Genomic DNA, 20158 nt, shown 5'->3' on the forward strand with positions numbered 1-20158 from the left:
CTTATGCCTTGCCCTTTAAAATGTCTTTTATGACGTGATGAGCGTGATTTAGAGCAACGACTATTGAGCCACCATTTTTTAGCACGATGTCACCGCCCACATAAAGTCCTGGCACGCTACTTTGGTAGTTACTATCAACTATTGGAGTGCCTTTTTCATCAATTTTTATCTGACATTTTTGTAAAAAATCAACCGGACTTGAGCCACCTATTGCATAGACAACTCTGTCATAAACGCGAATTTTACCATTTTCGTAATGCACTCTAACTTTGCCTGATTCGTTATCTATCTCTTTTATATCGTGATTTAGCCTAACTTTTATCTTACCGTGCTTTTCTAGCTCCCAAAGTGCACTTAAATTTGTCTCATTTACGCGGCTAAAATTATCTTTTCTATAAGCGATTGTAGTTTTATTGTATTGGCAAAGCTCGATCGCATACTCAACTGCTGAGTTTCCGCCACCTACGACAAGCACCTTTTCGCCGTTTGTACAGTTATCAAGGTTAAAATTTACAACTGAGTTTAGTGAAGGTGGGATTTTATAATCAGGCTTATTTGGTCGTCCCATTTTGCCAATTGATATCATCACATTTTTAGCTTCATATACGGCTTTTGATGTAGTTACTTTAAAAATTTCTCCATCTTTTTTCACGCTCTCTACTTCAGAATTAAAAAAAGCTTCAATCTTTTCAGTATCAAGCAGCTTGTCAAAATAATCAAGCGTGCTCTCTTTCGTGCCATCCTCAAATGAAACTACGCCATGTATCGTACTATCTTGCCCTTTATACTCTTTATCTACGCGTTTATTATCTTTATAAAATTTTCTTATCGTTTGGCTGTGATTATCACCTTTTTCAAGAAGCAAAACGTTGTTTAAGCCATTTCTTTTTGCCTCAACTACGCTAGCAATTCCACAAGGTCCGCCACCAACAACAATTAGATCATAAACATTTACCATCTTTTTCTCCAAATTTTATAAATTCTAAGCTTTTTTAACTAGATCAGCCATCAAGAATGCAAGCTCAAGTGCCTGATCAGCATTTAGCCTTGGATCACATTGTGTTTCATATCTTTGCTCAAGCGAACTTTCAGTGATATTTAATGCCCCACCCGTGCACTCAGTCACGTCTTGGCCTGTCATCTCAAGATGTACGCCGCCAGCCCTTGTGCCCTCAGCTTTGTGAATTTCAAAAAAGCTTCTAACTTCACTTATTATCTTGTCAAATTCTCTGGTTTTGTAGTTATTTGAGGTTTTTACGGTGTTGCCATGCATCGGATCGATACTATAAACGATATTTAGCCCTTCTCGCTTTAGCTCTCTTAAAATTTTTGGTAAATTTTCGCCTATCTTATCAGCACCCATTCTGATTATCACGTTTAGTCTGCCAGCTTCATTTTCTGGATTTAGTTTATTTGCAAGAGCGACGACATCTTCAGCCTTTGCACTTGGTCCGATCTTTACACCGATAGGATTTTTCACACCACTTAAAAAATGTACGTGAGCGTCGTTTATACCACGTGTTCTTTCGCCTATCCAAAGCATATGAGCCGAGCAGTCGTACCACTCACCACTAAGGCTATCAACCCTAGTTAGTGCCTCTTCATAAGGCAAAAGTAGCGCCTCGTGAGATGTATAGACTGCGGTTTGATTTATCGCTGGAGTGTTTGCCGAAGTGATGCCACAAGCTGCCATGAAAGATAGAGTTTTTGTTAGATCGTCAGCTAGTTTAGCGTATTTCTCACCGATCTCTGGCCTTTTAACAAAGCCTAAATTCCACTTATGCACCTGATGAAGGTCAGCCAAACCTCCTCTTGAAAAGGCTCTTAAGAGGTTCATCGTAGAAGCACTTTGATAGTAGGCCTCTATCATGCGTTTTGGGTCGGCAACTCTAGCTTTTTCGTCAAATTCAAAGCCATTTATGATGTCACCTCTATAGCTTGGCAACTTAACGCCATTTACCTCTTCATAATCGCTACTTCTAGGCTTTGCAAACTGCCCTGCTACGCGGCCTACTTTGACCACTGGACAGCCACCGCCAAAGGTTAAAACTATCGCCATTTGAAGTAAGACCTTAAACATATCTCTGATGTTGTTTGCGTTAAAATTTGTAAAGCTCTCAGCGCAGTCGCCACCTTGAAGCAAAAAGGCCTCGCCATTGCAAACTTTTGCAAGCTCATTTTTAAGACTTCTAGCCTCGCCAGCAAATACCAAAGGTGGAAGTGCTTTTAGTTTTTCTTCAGCCTCTTTAAGCTCTTTTAAATTTGGATAAGTTGGTTGTTGTAAGATATTAAATTCTCTCCAACTATCTCTGTTCCAAGTCATAAATTTTTCCTATCTTTTACCTTAATTTAGCGCTGATTATATCACGCAAAACTTAAAAAATAAAAGCCATTAATGGGTTATTAAAGATATTTTGCATACAATCGCTACTTTAAATTTACTCAAAAAAAGAGAGGATTTTTTTCATGATAAAAGGCATTTTTTATTCGCTTTTGGCATCAGTTTTATTTAACTGCATTTACTACATGTCAGTGCTCATGAACCCCATCAGCACACAAGCTCTTATTGGATACCGCATGATCTTTGCCATGCCTTTTGTCATCGCCGCCATTTTTTTGTTAAAACAGCAGCGAAATTTCAAATTTTTACTTCTAAAAATAAAGCTAAAACCTAAAATTTTACTAGTTTTGCTTGCTACCTCGCTCATCGTCTCATTTCAGATGTGGCTCTATCTCTGGGCTCCAAGTAACGGCGCAGCGCTAAAAGTCTCTATAGGCTACCTCATCATGCCAATAGTCATGGTCCTTTTTGGGCGGATATTTTTCAAAGAGCACCTCTCAAAAACAAAGCTAGCATCGATATTTTTTGCTGCCATTGGCGTCTTTAGCACAGCAGTCATTAGTGGTGGCATCTCGTGGGAGAGCGCTGTAGTTTTTTGCCTTTATCCAGTCTATTTTACCATTAGAAAGTACTACAACCTTGCAAATTTCTCAAGCTTTGTTATCGAGATAATTTTTATGTTTTTATTCTCATTTTATTTTGCGCTCACAGCCGATATGGACTACGTAATGAGCCAAAATCCAAACATCTACTATCTGCTCATCTTGCTTGGTGCTATCAGCGGCATAGCCCTCATCGCCCAGATCCTCTCAAGCACGCTCGTGCCGATAAATGTACTAGGTTTGCTTACATATTTTGAGCCTATAATGATGCTTTTTGTCTCATTTGCCATCGGCGAGAGACTGGAGAAAAGCTCATACTTTTTGATGATCTGCCTAGCCATCTCTGTCACGCTTTTAATGATAGATAGTATAAATTCTATAAAAGGCGACAAAAATACCAAGACTAAATGAGAGCCAAAAAGGCGTTATTCTCGCGCTTAGCGCCTTTTTTATGTGGGGATTTTTGGCGGTTTATTTCAACCTCTTTAGCAAAGATGTCGATGCTTATGAAATTTTAGCTCACAGAGTCATTTGGTCATTTTTCTTAATGGCTGGAGTGCTTTATTTTAGTGGCAAAATGGGCGAAATTTTTACTTTACTTAAAGATATTCGTTCGCTAAAAACCTTATTTTTGAGTGGTATATTTATCACCACAAACTGGGGCGTTTATGTATATGCAGTTAGCAATGGCAAAATTTTGGACACAAGCCTGGGCTATTTTATAAATCCACTAATAAGCATGCTTCTTGGTGTTATTATCTTTAAAGAAAGGCTAAATAAAAGCGGAATTTTAGCCATTTGCATAGTCGTTTTAGCCATTAGCATACAAATTTATGCCCAAGGCGGATTGCCATTAGTTTCCATCATCTTGCCGCTTTCATTTGGATTTTACGCAGCAGTTAGAAAGATGGCAAAGATTAGCGCATTTAACGGGCTTTTTATAGAGACATTTTTTATGTTCCCATTTGCACTTGCTTACGTCCTTTACATAGCATTTTTAGGTAAAAGCCATTTTGGACTAAACGAAGACTCACTTTTAATGATCGCTTCAAGTATCGTAACCATCGTGCCACTTGTCGCTTTTAACGCAGCTGCTACAAGGATAAATTTAACCACGATCGGCTACTTGCAATACATCTCGCCGACCATCGCGATCCTTTGTGCGGTCTTCATTTACGGCGAAAATTTAGACGGCTACAAGGTCATCTCGTTTTGTATGATCTGGCTAGCACTTGCGATAATTAGCATAGATAAATTTAGAAAAAGGAGTAAAAATGAATAATGTGACGATTTATTTGCTGCTTGCGTTCTTTGCGGCGCTTATTTTATATTTTCAGATGCAAAAACTAACCAGAAAGCTCGACGAAGAGGGAGCGGTGCCAGCTTATCAAAAGGCCGCACAGGAGGTTTTAGAAAATTTAAGCAACGCTGAGAAATATCCAAAATTTTGCAACGTAATATTTAAAAAAATAAACGCCTTAAGGCAAGATATTTTATTTGAAGATGCACTAAATAGTGAGTCTGAAAAAGATAAAGCATTAGATGCCTTAGAGCAAATAAGAGAAAAACTGGAAACTTTATCAAAGCAAGAAAATTTAAGCTGGGAGAGCGAACTCTTTGCGATCTTGGACGAGCTAGATAGCTTTATAAAGATAAATTTCAAAAACGGCGAAGATAGAGCTGAAGAGCTAAGAGAGGAGCTAAAGAGAGAATTTGATGAGTTGTAAAAAGATACTTAAAAAGTGTAAGCTATAGAATAATGGGAGTAATCAAAAACTACAGGAGAGAAATATGATAAACGATGATTTAAAAAATAAAATTTTATATGGGTTTAAGTATTTTACAAATAGATACGCTCAAGATATAACTTATCGCAAAGGCGACAAAACAACACACGATAAATTAAGTAATTTTTGTGAAAACTTTAAAATTTTTTCTAATGATATATTTAGTGAATTTAAGATTGTAGATCATGGGAAGTGGCAAAACAGCGGAAACATTTCAAAGTATATATGGAATAGATATAAGCCTTTTAAAAACGAATCTCATTTAGTTATTTATTTCGCCGTTTTAGCAAAACCAAGTAATTTTTATATATCCATAGGACTAATCGATACAAAACTGAGCGACGCAGAAAAAAAACTAAAAAATGAAATATATAACTTTTTGGAGTCAGAATGCAAAAAGATACATATACCTGGCTTTAGGCTTGATAAACTTGCATGGGAAAAGTATATATATTTCGCCATAGAAAATATAGAGACATTTGCAACCCTTGACTATACAAGCTTACTAAATGCGCTAACAAATGTATATCATCTAACGTATGAGAAATTTTATAAAAACACAGAAAATAATCAACAAAACAATAGTGATAGTGAAGGATATAAAATGACCGATGATGACAAAAAATCAACTAGTCCCCTTAATCAAATTTTATATGGTCCTCCAGGAACTGGAAAGACATACAGTACAGTGACAAAAGCTATCGAGATAATAGAAGAAAGAAAAGTTGATATAAGCAAAAACAGAAATGATCTAAAAAAGAAATTTGATGGATATATACGAAGTGGACAAATAAAATTCGTAACATTTCATCAAAGCTATGGATATGAAGAATTTGTTGAGGGCATAAAGCCTATTTTAGGCAATAGTGAAACCGACAATAACAAGGAAATAAAATACGATATTGAAGATGGTATTTTTAAAACACTTTGCAAAATGGCGCAAAATATTGAAGGTAAAACAAGCAACAAATTTGACTTTAATGATAATATAAATTTTTGGAAGATGTCTTTAGGGGACTCTCAAAAACCAGAAGAAGATTTTGTGTTTGAATATTGCATCAAAAACAATGTTGTCTTACTTGGCTTTGGTGATTGGATTAATTTTAGCGGTTGTGAAAACGCCAAGCAAATTTCAAAACGCATGGAAAAAGAAATGGTAGATTTTTCAGCCACAGCCATCAATAGACTAAAAAACGAGATAAAAAACGGTGATATAATCTTAATTTCACTAGGAAACAAAAAACTAAGAGCGGTAGCTAGAGTGACTGGTGAGTATAAATATTTAGATCGAGATGATCTTGAAAGTTTTGTTCAAGCTAGAAGCGTTGAGTGGATTTTTATACCAGATGAGCCGATTTATTATGAAAAAATTTTATACAAACAATTCTCGCAAATGAGTATTTATAATATAAAAGATAATTTAAAAATAGACGAGTTTAAACAAATTTTTACAAAAGATAGTCAAAAAATTGAAAAAAATTATATCTTAATCATCGACGAGATCAATCGCGGAAATATCTCTAAAATTTTTGGTGAGCTCATAACTCTTATAGAGCCGTCAAAGAGGCTCGGAGCAGATGATGAGATAATGGTGGAGCTGCCATACTCAAAAGAAAAATTTGGAGTGCCGTCAAATTTATACATAATAGGTACGATGAATACAGCAGATCGCAGCATAGCACTTATGGATACGGCTCTTAGAAGAAGGTTTGAATTTGTGGAGATGATGCCACAACCGGAACTTCTAAAAGATATTAAGATCATTAAAAACGGAGATGACACCGACATAAAGCTCAATGAAATGCTTAAAACGATAAACGATCGTATAGAATATCTTTACGACAGAGATCACACGATAGGACATGCCTATTTTATGTCACTAAAAGATGGCGCTGATATAGAAGAGCTAGCCTCAATCTTTAAAAATAAAATTTTACCGCTACTTCAAGAGTATTTTTATGACGATTGGGAAAAGATAAGGCTGGTACTAGGAGATAATGGGCTTATAAAAGAAAAAGAGAAAGATAGAAAATTGCTTGTGTTGGATGGCAAAGAATACGAAACTGATAAAATTTTATATGAGATAAAATTTGAAGCCTTTAAAGAACCAGAAAACTATATAAAAATTTACGAACAAAACAAAATGCAAGAGCAATGACCAAATACTTAATAGAGTTTGAAAAATTTCGCCCGGAAGACGACCAAGACCTATTTAAAGCCGTAGATGCCTTTACTAGAGAAAATTTTGCCGCAGTAGAGTTTTTAAAGCCCGGTAGAGACAAAAAGGGCGATTTTTTACAAGCTCAAAACTACGTCGGTATCATCCAGACAAAAAGCGGCGATAGCCTTGAGATACTTCCTAAGATTCATGACAACGATAATAGTAGTAACGAGGAGGCGATAGAAAATTCTAAAAAGATTTTACTAACGATGCTAAAGACTTTAAAAAATCATCCATTTAAAAATATAAACATTGCGAATTTAAAAAGTTTGAATCTACCACTTCTTGAAATTTTTATATTGATGTTCCTAGATGAAGTATCAAAACTTATAAAAATAGGCATAAAAAGCGACTACGTAGAGCTAGAAGATAACCTAAAATTTTTAAAAGGAAAGCTTAAAATATCGGAGCAAATACGTAAAAATATCGTCCATAAAGAGAGGTTTTACATTTGCTATCAAGAGTTTTCCATAGATATGGCCGAAAATCGTCTCATAAAAAGCGCACTCGAGTTTTTATACAAGCGCTCAAAATCAAGCAAAAACCAACGGCTTATTAGGGAATATTTATTTATCTTTGACGAAATTTCATCTAGCTCCGATATAAACGCGGACTTTAGCCGCTTAAAACTAAATCGCCAAACAAAACACTATGAACAAGCGCTTTTATGGAGCAAGATATTTTTACAAAACAAGTCGTTTGGTCCGTATAGAGGTAACGATCTAGCGATTGCCTTGCTATTTGATATGAATGTGCTCTTTGAAAGCTATGTCGGAAATTTTGTAAAGAAAAAGTTTCCAGGCACTGCATTACAGCACTCAGAAAAGCACCTCATAGAAAATCCAAGAAGTTTTAGACTAAGGCCTGACATATTCTTAGAAGGCAAATTTATAGCCGATACAAAATGGAAGATCGTAAAGTCAAGAGATGATATCTCACAAGCCGACCTATATCAACTCTACGCTTACGGTAAGAAATACGAGTACGGCAGGCTTTATCTCGTATACCCAAGAATAAGTGGCGTTGACCAAAAAGCTATGAAATTTAAATATGAAAACAATATGTGGCTTAATGTTTTATACTTTGATTTAGAAAAAGACGAGATTGCTAGAAAAATTACTAGTCTAAAATACTTTTAAAAGCTTATTAAAATTCCACTCTAAATTTCTATTTCTTTATAAATGGTTTGTAACTCATCAGAGTAGCCATTAAAGCTTCGCTTTTAGAGCCATTATCCTCTTATATGAAGTGTCGATTCGCTCTTTGCTGATCTTTTTCTCATTTACAGCATCGATTATGATCTGAGTGATAAGATCGGCTATTCTTTGGTTGTTTATCTTAAACTCGCTAAAGAGCAAGATATCGCCTCCAGCGTTTATAAATTTAACCACTTTTTGCGCTAAAGACTCGTCGCCAACGCCTTTCATCAGCATATCATCGCTTATGACTACGCCATTAAATTTAAGCTCATTTCGTAAGAGATCGGTTATTATTTTTTTAGAAAGTGTGGCTGGATTGTTCTCGTCGATGCCCTTTACAAAAAGGTGTCCGACCATGATGATCTGCGCTCTACCAGTGCTTATGGCGTCTTTATATGGCAAAAGCGCATCTTTACTTAGCGTGACTTCGCTCTTATTTTTATGTGAGTCCTCTTTTGAGCTACCATGCCCTGGGAAGTGCTTAAGTGTCGTTAGGATACCCTGCTCTTTAAATGCGTCCATAAAAGCATCAGCGTAGATCACAACCTTGCTTGCATACTCGCTAAACGCCCTTTGCTTAGCAGCAATGATCGGCGAGTTTTCATCGTGCAGATCGACCACTGGAGCGAAATTTAAATTTATGCCGCACTCTTTTAAATTTATAGCCATTTTTGAGTAGAGATCATATGCACTTTTGATATCAAGCGTGCTTGCAACCTCATAAGCGCTAGGATATGGGCCGTCAAAGCTCTTATCCTTCATACGGCTTACATTGCCGCCCTCTTCGTCAATGGCGATGAAAATTTTAGGACTTTTCTCTTTGATCGCTTTTATACTAGCTTTTAGCTGAGCTTTACTGGTGACATTTCTGCCAAGTAGCATCACACCGCCAAATCTCTCATATCCAGCGTCGCTTAACATCGCGCGAAACGTAGCGTCTTTTGTGCTAGCTCCGTTAAAGCCAACCATTATCATCTGCGAAACCTTAGCTCTTAGGCTAACTTCTGCACCTTTTAGTCCCAGAGCAAAAATAGTCACAAAAAGTATAAATTTAAAAGCTTTCATCTTCTTCCCAAAAGCGATTTTACGCTCTCAAAAACGTCTTTGCCATTTAGCATATTTTCAACCTCGCTAGCGATGGGCACATATATGCCCTTTTCTTTAGCGATCTTGCTAATAGCCCTTGCAGTATCGACGCCCTCTGCCACCTCGCCAAGCTCATTTAAAATTTTCTCTAATCTCTCGTGCCTTGCTATGCCAAGACCTACGCGGTAGTTGCGCGAGAGTATCGATGAAGCAGTTAAAAACAAGTCCCCTGCGCCGCTTAGCCCCATAAATGTCTCATCTTTTGCGCCAAAAAATTTACCAAATCTAGCCATCTCGACAAGACCACGTGAAATGAGGCTTGCTCTTGCATTGTTACCAAGGCCAAGGCCGTCACAGATGCCACCAGCTATGGCGATCACGTTTTTATACGCCCCACACACTTCAGCTCCGATAACATCATCTGAGGTGTAGGCTTTCATGTAGCTTGGGAAAAATGAAGCAAATTTTAAAGCTAGATTTTGATTTTTAGAATTTACAACCAAGGCGCAAGGCAGCTTCTGCATGATCTCTTTTGCAAAGGTCGGCCCTGAGAGAAAGGCTAAATTTTCTCTATCCACAAAGTCTTCATAAATTTCATTTAAAAATTTAAGATTTGCCGTGTCTATACCTTTGCTGGCGACTAGGATCTTTTGACCTTTGTTTTTGTAGTTTTGCTTTAGCCATAAATTTGTAGCTTGCGTTGGGATCGTGCAAACTAGATATTCGCACTCCAAAGCCTCTTCTAAGCTCACAAAATTTGGTATCTCTCTTGGCGTTCTTGAGCTAATGACGCACTCGTTATTTTCACTAAATGCGTGAAATAGCGCACTGCCCCACTTGCCAGCTCCGATAACTGCTATGCTCATTTTAGCCCTTTTTAGCCTATTTTGGCCTTTAAAAGCTCATTAACCTTGCCTGGATTAAAGGCACCCTTGCCCTCTTTCATCACCTGACCGACAAAGAAGCCAAACATCTTATCTTTGCCGTTTTTATACTCTTCTACTTTGTCGGCGTTTGCAGCTAAAATTTGATCTATGATTGCGATGATAGCTGAGTCGTCGCTCACTTGCTTTAAGCCAAGCTTTTCGATGACACTATCGACGTCCGCGTCATTTTCCATAAGGTAGTCTAGCACCTCTTTTGCAGCCTTGCCGCTTATCGTGCCATCTTCTATGCGTTTTAGTAAATTTATCATTTTGACACTATTAACTGGGCTAGTCTCGATCGTTACGCCGTTATTTAAACGACCAAGAAGCTCAACTATGAGCCACGTAGTAGCAAGCTTTGGTTGAATTCCAGCGGCGATCAGCTCTTCAAAATATCTAGCCATCTCAACACTTTGAGTTAAATTTAGAGCATCACTCTCTTTTACGCCTAGCTCACTAACATATCTTGCGACCTTTTGCTCGGCAAGTTCTGGGATTTTGATCGCCTCTTCATACATCTGCTCTGACACTTCAACAGGCAGCAAGTCAGGATCAGGGAAGTATCTATACTCCGCACTATCCTCTTTGCCACGCATCGATCTTGTTACTAAATTCGTCGTATCAAAAAGTCTTGTCTCTTGATAGACCTCTTCGTCATATTTGCCATCTTCCCAAGCTACACTTTGGCGCTCTACCTCGTAGTCGATCGCTTTTTGGATAAATTTAAATGAATTTAGGTTTTTTATCTCAACCCTTGTGTAAAGCTTTGTGTCGCCTTTTGGACGGATAGAGACGTTTGCATCGCAGCGAAAGCTACCTTCCTGCATATTTGCGTCGCTAATGTTTAAAAAGCGAAGGATCGAGTGCAGTTTTTTAAGATAAGCCACCGCCTCGTCGCTACTTCTAAGGTCTGGCTCGCTAACTATCTCAAGAAGCGGCGTGCCAGCTCTATTTAGATCAACCAAACTCTCATTTTCTTCGTGGATATTTTTGCCAGCATCCTCCTCAAGGTGCGCTCTAGTTACGCCGATACGTTTTTTAGTGCCGTTTACGTCGATGATGAGCTCGCCACCTTCTACGATAGGAATTTCAAACTGTGAAATTTGATATGCTTTTGGAAGGTCTGGGTAAAAATAGTTTTTTCTATTAAATACTGATTTTTTATTTATCTTAGCGTTTATCGCTGTACCAAAGCTGATCGCCTTTTTGACTGCCTCTTTGTTTAGCACAGGTAGCGCTCCAGGCAGAGCTAGGCAGGTCGGACAAACGTGGGTGTTTGCCTCGTCGCCAAAGCTAGTCGAGCAAGAGCAGAAAATTTTAGTTTTTGTATTAAGCTGAGTGTGAACTTCTAAACCGATAACGACTTCAAACATATTTTTACCTTTAAAATTATGCAAATTTTTAAGGCGTATTTTAGCGATACTTTCTTTTAAAATATCTAAAAATGAGCGTTTTGACTGGAAAAATAAAGAATGTGATTTAAAAATTTAAATAGTTTTAAAAAGGAAAAAGCCATATAAAAATATGGCTTTAAATTTTAATGCTCGTGCTCACTAATAGCAACGGCACCAGCTAGATAAACGTAAGTTAGCATCATGAAAATAAATGTTTGCAAAACAGCCATAAGCGTTAGAAGCGCAAAAGCTGGAAGCGGAGCAAACCAAGGTGCAAGTGTAAGCATCGCTAGCAAGAATAAATCATCACCCTTAATATTACCAAAAAGACGAAATGATAGCGAAACTACACGTGAAAGATGCGAGATGACTTCAACTGGAAACATAATCGGAGCTAGAAATTTATTCGGCCCCATAAAGTGTCCAAAGTATTTAAAAAATCCATTTTCTCTAATGCCCTCAAAGTTGTAATAAACAAATACAACTAAAGCCAAAACTAGAGTTAAATTTAGACTTGATGTTGGTGACTCAAATCCAGGAATAATACCTACAACATTTGAAAAAAATACGATAAAACCGATAGTTGCAACAAGTGGAAGATATTTCCTCGCTAGTTTTTCACTGCCTAAAGTATCTCTTCCCATAGATATAACGCCCTCTAAATAAGCTTCAACTATATTTTGAAGACCCCTTGGCACAAGCTGCATCTTACTCCTTGCTATATAAGCAACTATGATAACAATCAAAGCTACAAGCAAAAAGTGAAACGCATAGATAAAGGCGTGAGAGCTATTTAGGAAATTTGAAAATAGAAACAAATCTTTCATTAATTTACCTTGGATTTAGAATTTTGCGTGATTGTAACAAAATTATTGTTAAAACATTTTTAATTTTAAACTCTGAAATAATCGAAAATCAATTTACAAATAGTCACTGCAACTACCATTAGAAACATTGTTCTAATAAATTTGACCTCTTTTTTAATGACAAGATTTGATCCAAAATATGCGCCTAAAATTTGACCAACTGCCATCAAAAATCCAACAGCCCAAAGCATCTGTCCGCCGGCTATAAAAATACCAAGAGCAACGATATTGCTAGTAAAATTTAAGAGTTTCGTATGAGCGACAGCCTTTTTTAAATTTAGCCCAATTAGTGCCACTATCGCAAATGTCCAAAAAGAGCCTGTTCCTGGACCAAAAAAACCATCATAAAAGCCAAGTATCAGCCCAAAAACTACATAAAATAGCTTTTCATTCATCTTTGCAGCTCTATCATTTTCGCCGACTTTTGGCATAAAAAGCGTATAGATAAAAATAGAAATCAGTAAAAATGGGATAATTATCTTTAAAAAATTTGTATTTAAAAATAGGATAACCACTGCTCCAATGATAGCTCCAATGAAAGTAAAAACGATACCTACAAAGCATTCTCTATAATTAATCAATCCCCGTTTTGTGAAATTTAAAGTCGCTGTAAAGCTACCAAAGACACCTTGAAGCTTATTTGTACCAAGTGCAAGGTGTGGTGGCACACCCATCGCCATAATAGCTGGAAGCGTTATAAGCCCACCTCCACCAGCGATAGAATCGATAAAACCGCCTAAAAATGCAGCTACAAAAAAAACGACATAGCTAAGTAGATCAAATTCCATTTTTTGCTCTTTTGATAATTGAAATAAAAGCAGATTGTAATTTATTTGTACTTATCTTTTTGTAAAATTTTTATATTTGAAATGAGAGATTTTTAAAATTTATAAATTTTAACGAGCCTTTGGATCTAACTCAAAGACTCGTTTATTAAAGTGGTTACTTAATAACGCCACAAAGCATTCTAGCGCCGCCACCGCCAAGTGCTTTTGGGTTGTCGCTGTGATTATCACCACCAACATGAACCATTAATGAGTGACCTTTTAGCTCGTCAAGACTTTTTATCTTTGGGGCTAGCACTGGATAGTTCGCATTGCCCTCAGCATCTACGTAAAGTGCTGGCAAATCGCCTTTGTGACCTTTGTCATCCCATGCAAAAGAGTGCATCTTTGTGCCAGCTGGATCCCAGTGACCGCCTGCTTTCATGCCAAGGCCTTTTTCAGTCGCACCACAGTCAGCATTTTCATGGATGTGAAAGCCGTGTAGTCCTGCAGTAAGTCCCTTTAAATTTGGAAAAAATGCAACGCCGTAGTTTGTCTTAACAGCTACTACTTCGCCGACACTCTTATCGCCCTTCTCACTTAGCTCATTAACAGGTATAACTAGATGCTCTCCGGCTTTCGCATCAAAGTGATGACCTTCGTGAGCAAAAAGCAAAGTTCCTAAAACTGCACTTAGTAAAACGATTTTTTTCATACAAGCTCCTCATGGATAAAATTGTATGGCAAGTCTATCCTAAATTTAAAAATTTAGCAATAATTTTTATTGATTAAGATTTTTTATGATAGTTTCTAACTCTTTACTCTGCCCTATTCTATAAAGTGCAAAGTCGTATTTTATCGGATCAAATTTGTCAAATTCTCTAAGTTTTTTTGTAAGATCCATGACTGCTTTGAAGTCGTAGCTCTTTCTATTTATAAGTCCTAAATTTAAAGAAACTCTATGCGTATGCACATCAAGCGGCATCAAAAGCTTATCTTTTGGCAAATTTTTAAATAGTCCAAGGTCGATGTCGCTATCTCTAACCATCCAGCGAAGATACATATTGTAGCGCTTATATGGGCTTTGTGGCTCTTTATCAAAACTCTTACCAAAGAAAAACTCATATCCGTCAGAGCGGTAAGAATTTAGCCCATATATAAATTTGATAAGCTCATTTACACCTTCTATCATTTCACCGTTTTTTGCAAGACCTTGGCGCAAAATTTCTTCTATATCACCCTCTTTTTTAAGACGTGAGAGAGTGATAAAAATTTCTCTCACATCGTTTTCATTTTGAAAGCGATATTTGAAATTTGACAGATTTTTCTTGATATTTTGCTCACTCTCATCAAGCAAACCAAAATCAAGCGAATTTAGAAATTTTACTATCATTTTTGCGTTGCCATAAGCAAATAACGCACACATGAGTGCTGCGTTTGGCTCTTTAAATTTAGTGGCTACTTGAAGTGGATCTGGGGCTTCAAACAGCCCCAAATTTGTATTTTTGCTAAGTACGTGTGAGTCTAAAAGGCTCTTTAGCTCACTCATTGTTTTAATGAAAGAAGGGTATCTAGCATTTGATCAACTGTCGTGATGATCTTTGCCGCTGCGCCGTAACTTGCTTGAAAACGGATCAAATTAGTAAGCTCTTCGTTCGTATCTACGCCACTTGTTGATTGAAATTCCTCTTCAGCTGTCTTTTGCAAAGACGTATTTGTATCGTGGATAGTATTATTCGCCTCTGTATCACTCGCCATATCAGTCGTAAGATAGCGGTAATATCCCTCGATCGTCTCATCTCTATCAAGCGCTATGCCACTTGAGTAAAAGGTCTGCTTTTGATACTGAAGCTGGATCATTTTATTTGCAACTTCATTATTTCCGATAACTGGCTTTGAGTAGGCACGAAGCTTTGTGTGGTCTTGGGTAAAATTTTGATTTATGCCGATACTATTTGAGTCAGTACCTGAAAAAAATCTATTTATGCCAACAGCGCCTGGGAAATTTGTACCGTGATCGACTATCGATATACTATAAAGCCCTTGAGCTTGTTTTGGAATGAGAGAAAATGTACCTTTTTTAGTATTTTTATCATAAAAATATGATGCCTCGAAAAAGTCATCAACGTCATTTAGCATATTATTGTCTTTATTGTCATCTGAGTTTGAGTTAAAGTCTTTGACGATAGAGTTGCCATATCTTGTATCATTCATCGTCGTCGTGCCATTTACATTTATAGTTTTTCTGGCCACGACATTGCCTTTGTTATCATAAACAATAGCTTCAAAACTTCCGTTTCTTATACTATTATCATGATTCATCAACGTTTTATCGCCTTCTAAATAACTTATCGGATCTGAGTTAGAAATTTCAACTGCGGATTCGGCATAGATATTATTTGTACTTGTTATCAAGGTTTTACTAAATGTATTTAGATTATCAATGTATTTTTGGATCGTTCCGTCGCTAAATTTATCATTATCTGACTCATAGTTTCTACCCCTAAGATCAAGTGCAGCTCCGATTTTACCACCTGTAATCTTTTCCTCCATTGGGATTCTTCTGCCATCTTCTCTTTCATAATAAATTTTTGTATATCTTCCACTTTCAGTTGAACTCATAGAAATTTCATGAAAATTTACACCATCAACGATACTTACACCACCAATGTTTAGATTGTAGTATTTTCCTTGATCTGTTATTCCTGTATCTACCCTAGAATTGCTCTTTAGATCGCTTTTATAAACTGCCGTATTTACTAGCTTTGACATAGCAAGTTCTAATTCATCACGTTTATCACGAAGATCATTTGCATTTATTTTTATACCTGCGTCTGCGCCTGATTCTATTCTTTGGATTTGCTTATTAATATTTGCTATTTGTCTGCCTAGCGAATTTATCTCATTTATATTTATTTTTATCGTTTCATCAATCTTTTCATGCATATCATAAAGCATCTTTGATGAGCGGTTGATACTTGCAGTCAATACACTTGCTTTATTTATCAAATTTACTTTCTGAGCACCAGCATTAGGGTTTGAAGCAAAGTTATTCCACGCGGAAAAATACTCCTGAATATCCTTTACCATTCCATTATCTTTTAGATCAGGAAAATATTTTGTAGCTTCTTGCAAAATTCTTTGTTTATAGGCCGTATTTTCTAAATTTGACGATGAGTATTTTAGTCTTGAGTAGGCAAACTCATCATGAAGCCTTGTTATAGTATCTACTTGTGTGCCTGTGCCAACTCCGCCAGGGACTGTATTCATCGCTGGAGAAGCAGATTGGACAACACGCTGCCTTGTATAGTAGTTGCTATCGGCATTTGCGATATTATTTCCGGTTGTACTTATTTGAAGCTGGGCCGCATTTAGCCCCGAAACACCCGTGCCTAATGACATAAAAATATTAGCCATTTTTTAAACCCTTGATTTATAAAAATTATTATCTATGCTATTTCCATCTTGACCGTATTCACTTGCTTTAGTGCCAAAAATTTTTTCATTAAGTGAGTCAAAAAATTCTTTAACGGCAACAACATGCCTTGCATATTCTTTATTGACTTTATGTAAATTTTCAAGCTTTGAACGCATAAGTACAAGCTTTGACTTCACTTCATCGTCTAAAACGCTAGCAAGTGTAGTCGTACCGCTCTCTTTTGATACCTTTAAAAGCTCTTTATCTAGTGCTCTTTTGGTATCTTCAAATGCACGAACTAAGGCATTTTTTTTCTTTACACTCTCATCAACGCTTGAGTGCTTTGCCTCTTTTATATTTGCGATATCTTGTATGGTTAAATTTATGAGCTCATCAAGCTCGCCTATAGCCTCGTCCAAAAGCTTTTTTATCATTTAAATTCCTTAATTACAGCAGCGCATCAGCCACAGCCCTAGCCGTTTTTGAGATATCAACCTGATAAGTGCCATTTGCTATGGCATCAGCTATCTCTTTTAGCTTTGCGTTTTCGTTTGTTCTTACTTCTTTACTCTGAGTTTCGACCTTGGCATCGCTATTTTTATTTAGCGCATTTGCCTGAAAATTTGGTCTTTGGTTCAAAGGCCTTATCATATTCATACCTCTTAAAATAAAATGTTTATATCACTACATCGGCAGAATATAAATTTACTTAAGAGTCTCTCTTTAAAAAATCGTACAAAAGTTCTGAAAAACCAAGATTTCCACTCAATGCTTTACTCATTGCATCGTTATACATTGACCTATAAATGTCGCTACCAGCAGCTTTTGGATATAGCGAGTTGTGCTCATCTTCTTTTAAAGCAATATCAAGCACAGCCTTTACCATATAAGCCTCAAATGCATCAGTTTGCTCTTTTAAAAGTGCATCTTGTTTAGCATTTGCATTTTTTATCTTATTTGTAGAAATTTCATTGTATGAATTTAGTGCTAAGGTGTTGTCTATTTGCATTATATTATCTCCAAATCAACTTGTATCGCACCAACTCGCTTTAAATTTTCAAGTATAGATATGATATCACTTGGTGTTGCCCCAAGCTTATTTAAAGCTCTTGTTACATTTGCAACGGTTGTTTTTTCACCTGAAATTTTAAGTAAATTTTGACTAGGTGCGACAGATGTATCGCTTCCTATATTTACATCATTTTGTGCTGCTTCATCGTAGCTATTTGGCTCTATTTTTATTGTGATTGCACCATGCGTTAAGACAACTGGGCTAACTACGGCATTTATGCCACTTACTATCGTGCCAGTTCTCTCATCAACTACTATCTTCTCATCTGGCTTATACTCCACATCAAGATCAAGCACAGCACTTGCAAGCTCGATAATACTAACATCATCTGGTTTTTTAACGATAACCGTTCTTGGATCGATCGCCTTTGCGGCATCATCAGAGATATTTGCATTTATAGCATTTTGGATATCAAGAGCGGTTTTAAAATTTGTATCTTTTAGGCTTAGTCTTATGCTATCTTGATTGTAAATATCATAAGTCACTTCTCGTTCAACCAAAGCTCCATTTAGGATAGAGCCAACGGTTGGGTGGTTGCCACCTGATCTACCCATGCTTTTTCCGCCGATGCTTAAAGCACCCTGAGCCAAAGCGTAAATATCACCATCAACACCTTTTAGTGGCGTCATGAGAAGGGTGCCACCTTGCAAACTTTTTGCATCGCCGATAGATGAGATCACGACATCGAGTTTATCACCATGCCTTGCAAATGCAGGAAGCTTGGCTGTTACCATAACAGCAGCTGCATTTTTTGACTTGATATCATCTGGGTTTATCTTTACGTTTACGCCTTGAAGCATGTTTGATAAAGACTGGATCGTAAATTTTGACGTTGAGCCATCACCTGTGCCGTTTAGTCCTACAACTAGGCCGTAGCCTATTAGCTGGTTATCCCTTACGCCAACGATGTTTGCAAGCTCTTTTATCTGCGTAGCAAAGGCTGAAGTAGCTATCACTGAAGCTGCTACAAAAGATAAAAATTTTTTCATATTTTTTCCTAAAATTTAGCTATTTTAGGTTTTTAAAGCAAAAGATGTTCCAAATTTTACTATAAATTTTTATTGAAAATAAGAGAGCGAAGTAGCTCCAAATTTTTTAAATTTTACAAGTTTATATGTAGAAATTTCATCGCAAAATTTAAAGTCGCTGTTGTGTTCAAAAACTATCATATAAATTTTCTCTTTTTTTAGCTGTGAGATTAAATTTACAAGCTTTTCGTAGATGCCATCAAAGCCAGCTCTTATGTCAAATGGGGGATCAAGATAGAGCAAGACCTTGCCACTTTGAGAATTTACAATATCGGGTAAAACAGAAAAGGTATCGCCATTTATTGCTTTTAAATTTGAGCACTCTAGGCTAGCAAGATTGTTTTGTGTGATCTTAAAAGCGGCTCTATCTTTTTCAATAGCGATAGCCTCACGTGCTCCGTTGCTAACGGCCTCGCTTGCCATCACGCCACTTCCACCAAAGCCCTCTATAAATGTAAGCGAGTAAATTTCATCTCTAATGACGTTAAAGAAGGACTCTTTTACGATGCTTTTTGTGCTTCTAGTCGTGCTTAGGCTTGGCAGCTCAAGCCTTTTACCTTTAAATTTACCACTTGAGATTTTAGTGTAAAGCTTCACTGATTTACCCTTAGAATTTCAAGAAGATCGGCTTTAAATTTATCTATCAAAAGTGAAATTTTCTCCTCTAAGCCCTTTTCATTTTTAGCTTCATTTAGCTCATTTGCTTTTGAAATTTGCATAGCTGAGTAAAATTCTTCAAGCGTATCAAGAAGTGTTGTCTTGGTAAAAGGATGAGAAAGATGAGCATTTTTACCTATTATAAATAGCGGTTTTTTTGTCGCAATCTCGCGGTCACTCACTACAAAATCACAATCCTTATGATGAGCAGCCAAATTTCCACAAAAAAGCAGCAGTGTCTTTTGAAGTAAAATACACTCGCACTCAAATGAAATTTTCATATCTCTTCCTATAAATTTTTGCTCGATTTTAGCCTAAATAATCAAAAATTTATATAAACACTAAAGGATTTTAAAATTTTACCGATGTAGAAGCTAACGTAAGTTTTAAGGAGTAAAACTATGGAAATCTTTAAGGTAGCAGCAAATCAGGTGCTAGATACGAGCATGAGCACATCTGCTCAGCGTCAAATAGACAGCAGACCTATCGAGCATTCTGATGTTAAATTAAGTGCTGATAAAAACAATGAAACAAAAGACATTAACGAGCTAGACGGACTTAGCAACGAAGAGCTTGCCAAAAGAACAAGAGAGGTCACTGACAGACTAAACTATCAAATGCAGCAGCTTGATACTAATGTAAGATTTGCTTACAATGAGAAGCTAAATTTAATGGTCGTGCAAGTAAAAGATGCTAAAACTGGAGAAGAGATAACACAACTTCCAAGCAAAGAAGCTATAAGAATAAGCGAGTATTTCAAAGAAAGTATCGGAATACTTTTTGACAAGGAGAGTTAA

General features: G+C 36.8%; 22 protein-coding genes. 6 read left to right on the forward strand and 16 right to left on the reverse strand.

The window, feature by feature from the left end; all coding sequences use genetic code 11:
• Position 1: 1 nt before the first annotated feature.
• A complete protein-coding gene (locus CCON33237_RS05200) occupies positions 2-958 on the reverse strand; it encodes an NAD(P)/FAD-dependent oxidoreductase (protein ID WP_054196692.1) in 957 nt (318 codons plus the stop codon).
• A 24-nt stretch (positions 959-982) separates the two neighbouring features.
• The gene (locus CCON33237_RS05205) at positions 983-2323 is read right to left on the reverse strand and encodes a class II 3-deoxy-7-phosphoheptulonate synthase (protein WP_054196693.1); all 1341 of its coding nucleotides are present in this window, start codon (positions 2321-2323) and stop codon (positions 983-985) included.
• Between the two features lie 143 nt (positions 2324-2466).
• Between CCON33237_RS05205 and rarD (CCON33237_RS05210) the strand changes: the two genes are divergently transcribed.
• From rarD (CCON33237_RS05210) to CCON33237_RS05230, 5 genes are all read left to right on the forward strand, one after another.
• Positions 2467-3354, forward strand: a complete 888-nt coding sequence (gene rarD / locus CCON33237_RS05210) for an EamA family transporter RarD (RefSeq protein ID WP_009293763.1) — start codon at positions 2467-2469, stop codon at positions 3352-3354.
• A 16-nt stretch (positions 3355-3370) separates the two neighbouring features.
• Positions 3371-4225 (forward strand): EamA family transporter RarD, encoded by an 855-nt coding sequence (gene rarD, locus CCON33237_RS05215; RefSeq protein ID WP_257719896.1) that lies wholly within the window; start codon positions 3371-3373, stop codon positions 4223-4225.
• Positions 4218-4670 carry a hypothetical protein gene (locus CCON33237_RS05220; RefSeq protein WP_054196695.1) on the forward strand — a complete coding sequence of 151 codons (453 nt, stop codon included), beginning with the start codon at positions 4218-4220 and terminating at the stop codon, positions 4668-4670. Before rarD (CCON33237_RS05215) ends, CCON33237_RS05220 begins: the two co-directional genes overlap by 8 nt.
• A gap of 64 nt (positions 4671-4734) precedes the next feature.
• A complete protein-coding gene (locus tag CCON33237_RS05225) occupies positions 4735-6888 on the forward strand; it encodes an AAA family ATPase (RefSeq protein ID WP_054196696.1) in 2154 nt (717 codons plus the stop codon).
• Positions 6885-8090 (forward strand): McrC family protein, encoded by a 1206-nt coding sequence (locus CCON33237_RS05230; protein WP_054196697.1) that lies wholly within the window; start codon positions 6885-6887, stop codon positions 8088-8090. The genes CCON33237_RS05225 and CCON33237_RS05230 overlap by 4 nt, the downstream gene beginning before the upstream one ends.
• Positions 8091-8159: 69 nt before the next feature.
• Here CCON33237_RS05230 and CCON33237_RS05235 read toward each other — a convergent pair whose 3' ends face one another.
• From CCON33237_RS05235 to CCON33237_RS05300, 14 genes are all read right to left on the reverse strand, one after another.
• Positions 8160-9215 (reverse strand): glycoside hydrolase family 3 protein, encoded by a 1056-nt coding sequence (locus tag CCON33237_RS05235; protein ID WP_054196698.1) that lies wholly within the window; start codon positions 9213-9215, stop codon positions 8160-8162.
• Positions 9212-10102: an NAD(P)H-dependent glycerol-3-phosphate dehydrogenase gene (locus CCON33237_RS05240; RefSeq protein WP_054196699.1), complete on the reverse strand. Its 891-nt coding sequence runs from the start codon at positions 10100-10102 to the stop codon at positions 9212-9214. The genes CCON33237_RS05235 and CCON33237_RS05240 overlap by 4 nt, the downstream gene beginning before the upstream one ends.
• Positions 10103-10113: 11 nt before the next feature.
• Entirely contained in the window at positions 10114-11535 is a 1422-nt protein-coding gene (gene gatB / locus CCON33237_RS05245; protein ID WP_054196700.1) for an Asp-tRNA(Asn)/Glu-tRNA(Gln) amidotransferase subunit GatB, read from the reverse strand.
• A gap of 164 nt (positions 11536-11699) precedes the next feature.
• Positions 11700-12383, reverse strand: coding sequence for a F0F1 ATP synthase subunit A (locus CCON33237_RS05250; RefSeq protein WP_054196701.1), 684 nt, complete (start codon positions 12381-12383; stop codon positions 11700-11702).
• 65 nt (positions 12384-12448) lie between these two features.
• Complete coding sequence (locus CCON33237_RS05255) at positions 12449-13210, reverse strand: TSUP family transporter (RefSeq protein ID WP_054196702.1); 762 nt, start codon at positions 13208-13210, stop codon at positions 12449-12451.
• A 154-nt stretch (positions 13211-13364) separates the two neighbouring features.
• The gene (locus CCON33237_RS05260; RefSeq protein ID WP_021091394.1) at positions 13365-13901 is read right to left on the reverse strand and encodes a superoxide dismutase family protein; all 537 of its coding nucleotides are present in this window, start codon (positions 13899-13901) and stop codon (positions 13365-13367) included.
• 66 nt (positions 13902-13967) lie between these two features.
• On the reverse strand, positions 13968-14735 hold the full coding sequence (locus CCON33237_RS05265) for a TIGR02757 family protein (protein WP_054196703.1): 768 nt from the start codon (positions 14733-14735) through the stop codon (positions 13968-13970).
• On the reverse strand, positions 14732-16603 hold the full coding sequence (gene flgK, locus CCON33237_RS05270) for a flagellar hook-associated protein FlgK (protein ID WP_054196704.1): 1872 nt from the start codon (positions 16601-16603) through the stop codon (positions 14732-14734). Before flgK ends, CCON33237_RS05265 begins: the two co-directional genes overlap by 4 nt.
• 3 nt (positions 16604-16606) lie before the next feature.
• Complete coding sequence (gene flgN, locus CCON33237_RS05275; RefSeq protein ID WP_021091397.1) at positions 16607-17038, reverse strand: flagellar export chaperone FlgN; 432 nt, start codon at positions 17036-17038, stop codon at positions 16607-16609.
• A 13-nt stretch (positions 17039-17051) separates the two neighbouring features.
• Positions 17052-17255, reverse strand: coding sequence for a flagellar biosynthesis anti-sigma factor FlgM (locus CCON33237_RS05280; protein WP_069174579.1), 204 nt, complete (start codon positions 17253-17255; stop codon positions 17052-17054).
• 58 nt (positions 17256-17313) lie between these two features.
• On the reverse strand, positions 17314-17613 hold the full coding sequence (locus CCON33237_RS05285) for a rod-binding protein (RefSeq protein WP_054196705.1): 300 nt from the start codon (positions 17611-17613) through the stop codon (positions 17314-17316).
• Entirely contained in the window at positions 17613-18665 is a 1053-nt protein-coding gene (locus tag CCON33237_RS05290) for a flagellar basal body P-ring protein FlgI (RefSeq protein ID WP_054196706.1), read from the reverse strand. Before CCON33237_RS05290 ends, CCON33237_RS05285 begins: the two co-directional genes overlap by 1 nt.
• A 69-nt stretch (positions 18666-18734) precedes the next feature.
• Positions 18735-19301: a 16S rRNA (guanine(966)-N(2))-methyltransferase RsmD gene (gene rsmD / locus CCON33237_RS05295; protein WP_054196707.1), complete on the reverse strand. Its 567-nt coding sequence runs from the start codon at positions 19299-19301 to the stop codon at positions 18735-18737.
• A complete protein-coding gene (locus CCON33237_RS05300; protein WP_054196708.1) occupies positions 19298-19642 on the reverse strand; it encodes a hypothetical protein in 345 nt (114 codons plus the stop codon). The genes rsmD and CCON33237_RS05300 overlap by 4 nt, the downstream gene beginning before the upstream one ends.
• A gap of 120 nt (positions 19643-19762) precedes the next feature.
• On the opposite strand from CCON33237_RS05300, the gene CCON33237_RS05305 reads away from it, so the two are divergent.
• Positions 19763-20158 carry a FlaG family protein gene (locus CCON33237_RS05305; protein WP_054196709.1) on the forward strand — a complete coding sequence of 132 codons (396 nt, stop codon included), beginning with the start codon at positions 19763-19765 and terminating at the stop codon, positions 20156-20158.

Origin of the sequence: Campylobacter concisus, assembly GCF_001298465.1 — a bacterium.
Taxonomy (GTDB): domain Bacteria; phylum Campylobacterota; class Campylobacteria; order Campylobacterales; family Campylobacteraceae; genus Campylobacter_A; species Campylobacter_A concisus.

Excerpts from the sequence above, each read along its gene's own strand:
- rarD (WP_009293763.1), top strand. The coding sequence starts at position 2,467 with ATGATAAAAGGCATTTTTTATTCGCTTTTGGCATCAGTTTTATTTAAC.
- CCON33237_RS05285 (WP_054196705.1), bottom strand. The coding sequence starts at position 17,613 with ATGCAAATAGACAACACCTTAGCACTAAATTCATACAATGAAATTTCT.
- CCON33237_RS05305 (WP_054196709.1), top strand. The coding sequence starts at position 19,763 with ATGGAAATCTTTAAGGTAGCAGCAAATCAGGTGCTAGATACGAGCATG.
- flgN (WP_021091397.1), bottom strand. The coding sequence starts at position 17,038 with ATGATAAAAAAGCTTTTGGACGAGGCTATAGGCGAGCTTGATGAGCTC.
- gatB (WP_054196700.1), bottom strand. The coding sequence starts at position 11,535 with ATGTTTGAAGTCGTTATCGGTTTAGAAGTTCACACTCAGCTTAATACA.
- CCON33237_RS05265 (WP_054196703.1), bottom strand. The coding sequence starts at position 14,735 with ATGAGTGAGCTAAAGAGCCTTTTAGACTCACACGTACTTAGCAAAAAT.
- CCON33237_RS05225 (WP_054196696.1), top strand. The coding sequence starts at position 4,735 with ATGATAAACGATGATTTAAAAAATAAAATTTTATATGGGTTTAAGTAT.
- CCON33237_RS05235 (WP_054196698.1), bottom strand. The coding sequence starts at position 9,215 with ATGAAAGCTTTTAAATTTATACTTTTTGTGACTATTTTTGCTCTGGGA.
- CCON33237_RS05255 (WP_054196702.1), bottom strand. The coding sequence starts at position 13,210 with ATGGAATTTGATCTACTTAGCTATGTCGTTTTTTTTGTAGCTGCATTT.
- CCON33237_RS05230 (WP_054196697.1), top strand. The coding sequence starts at position 6,885 with ATGACCAAATACTTAATAGAGTTTGAAAAATTTCGCCCGGAAGACGAC.
- CCON33237_RS05250 (WP_054196701.1), bottom strand. The coding sequence starts at position 12,383 with ATGAAAGATTTGTTTCTATTTTCAAATTTCCTAAATAGCTCTCACGCC.
- CCON33237_RS05260 (WP_021091394.1), bottom strand. The coding sequence starts at position 13,901 with ATGAAAAAAATCGTTTTACTAAGTGCAGTTTTAGGAACTTTGCTTTTT.
- flgK (WP_054196704.1), bottom strand. The coding sequence starts at position 16,603 with ATGGCTAATATTTTTATGTCATTAGGCACGGGTGTTTCGGGGCTAAAT.
- CCON33237_RS05280 (WP_069174579.1), bottom strand. The coding sequence starts at position 17,255 with ATGATAAGGCCTTTGAACCAAAGACCAAATTTTCAGGCAAATGCGCTA.
- CCON33237_RS05290 (WP_054196706.1), bottom strand. The coding sequence starts at position 18,665 with ATGAAAAAATTTTTATCTTTTGTAGCAGCTTCAGTGATAGCTACTTCA.
- CCON33237_RS05200 (WP_054196692.1), bottom strand. The coding sequence starts at position 958 with ATGGTAAATGTTTATGATCTAATTGTTGTTGGTGGCGGACCTTGTGGA.
- CCON33237_RS05240 (WP_054196699.1), bottom strand. The coding sequence starts at position 10,102 with ATGAGCATAGCAGTTATCGGAGCTGGCAAGTGGGGCAGTGCGCTATTT.
- CCON33237_RS05205 (WP_054196693.1), bottom strand. The coding sequence starts at position 2,323 with ATGACTTGGAACAGAGATAGTTGGAGAGAATTTAATATCTTACAACAA.
- CCON33237_RS05300 (WP_054196708.1), bottom strand. The coding sequence starts at position 19,642 with ATGAAAATTTCATTTGAGTGCGAGTGTATTTTACTTCAAAAGACACTG.
- CCON33237_RS05220 (WP_054196695.1), top strand. The coding sequence starts at position 4,218 with ATGAATAATGTGACGATTTATTTGCTGCTTGCGTTCTTTGCGGCGCTT.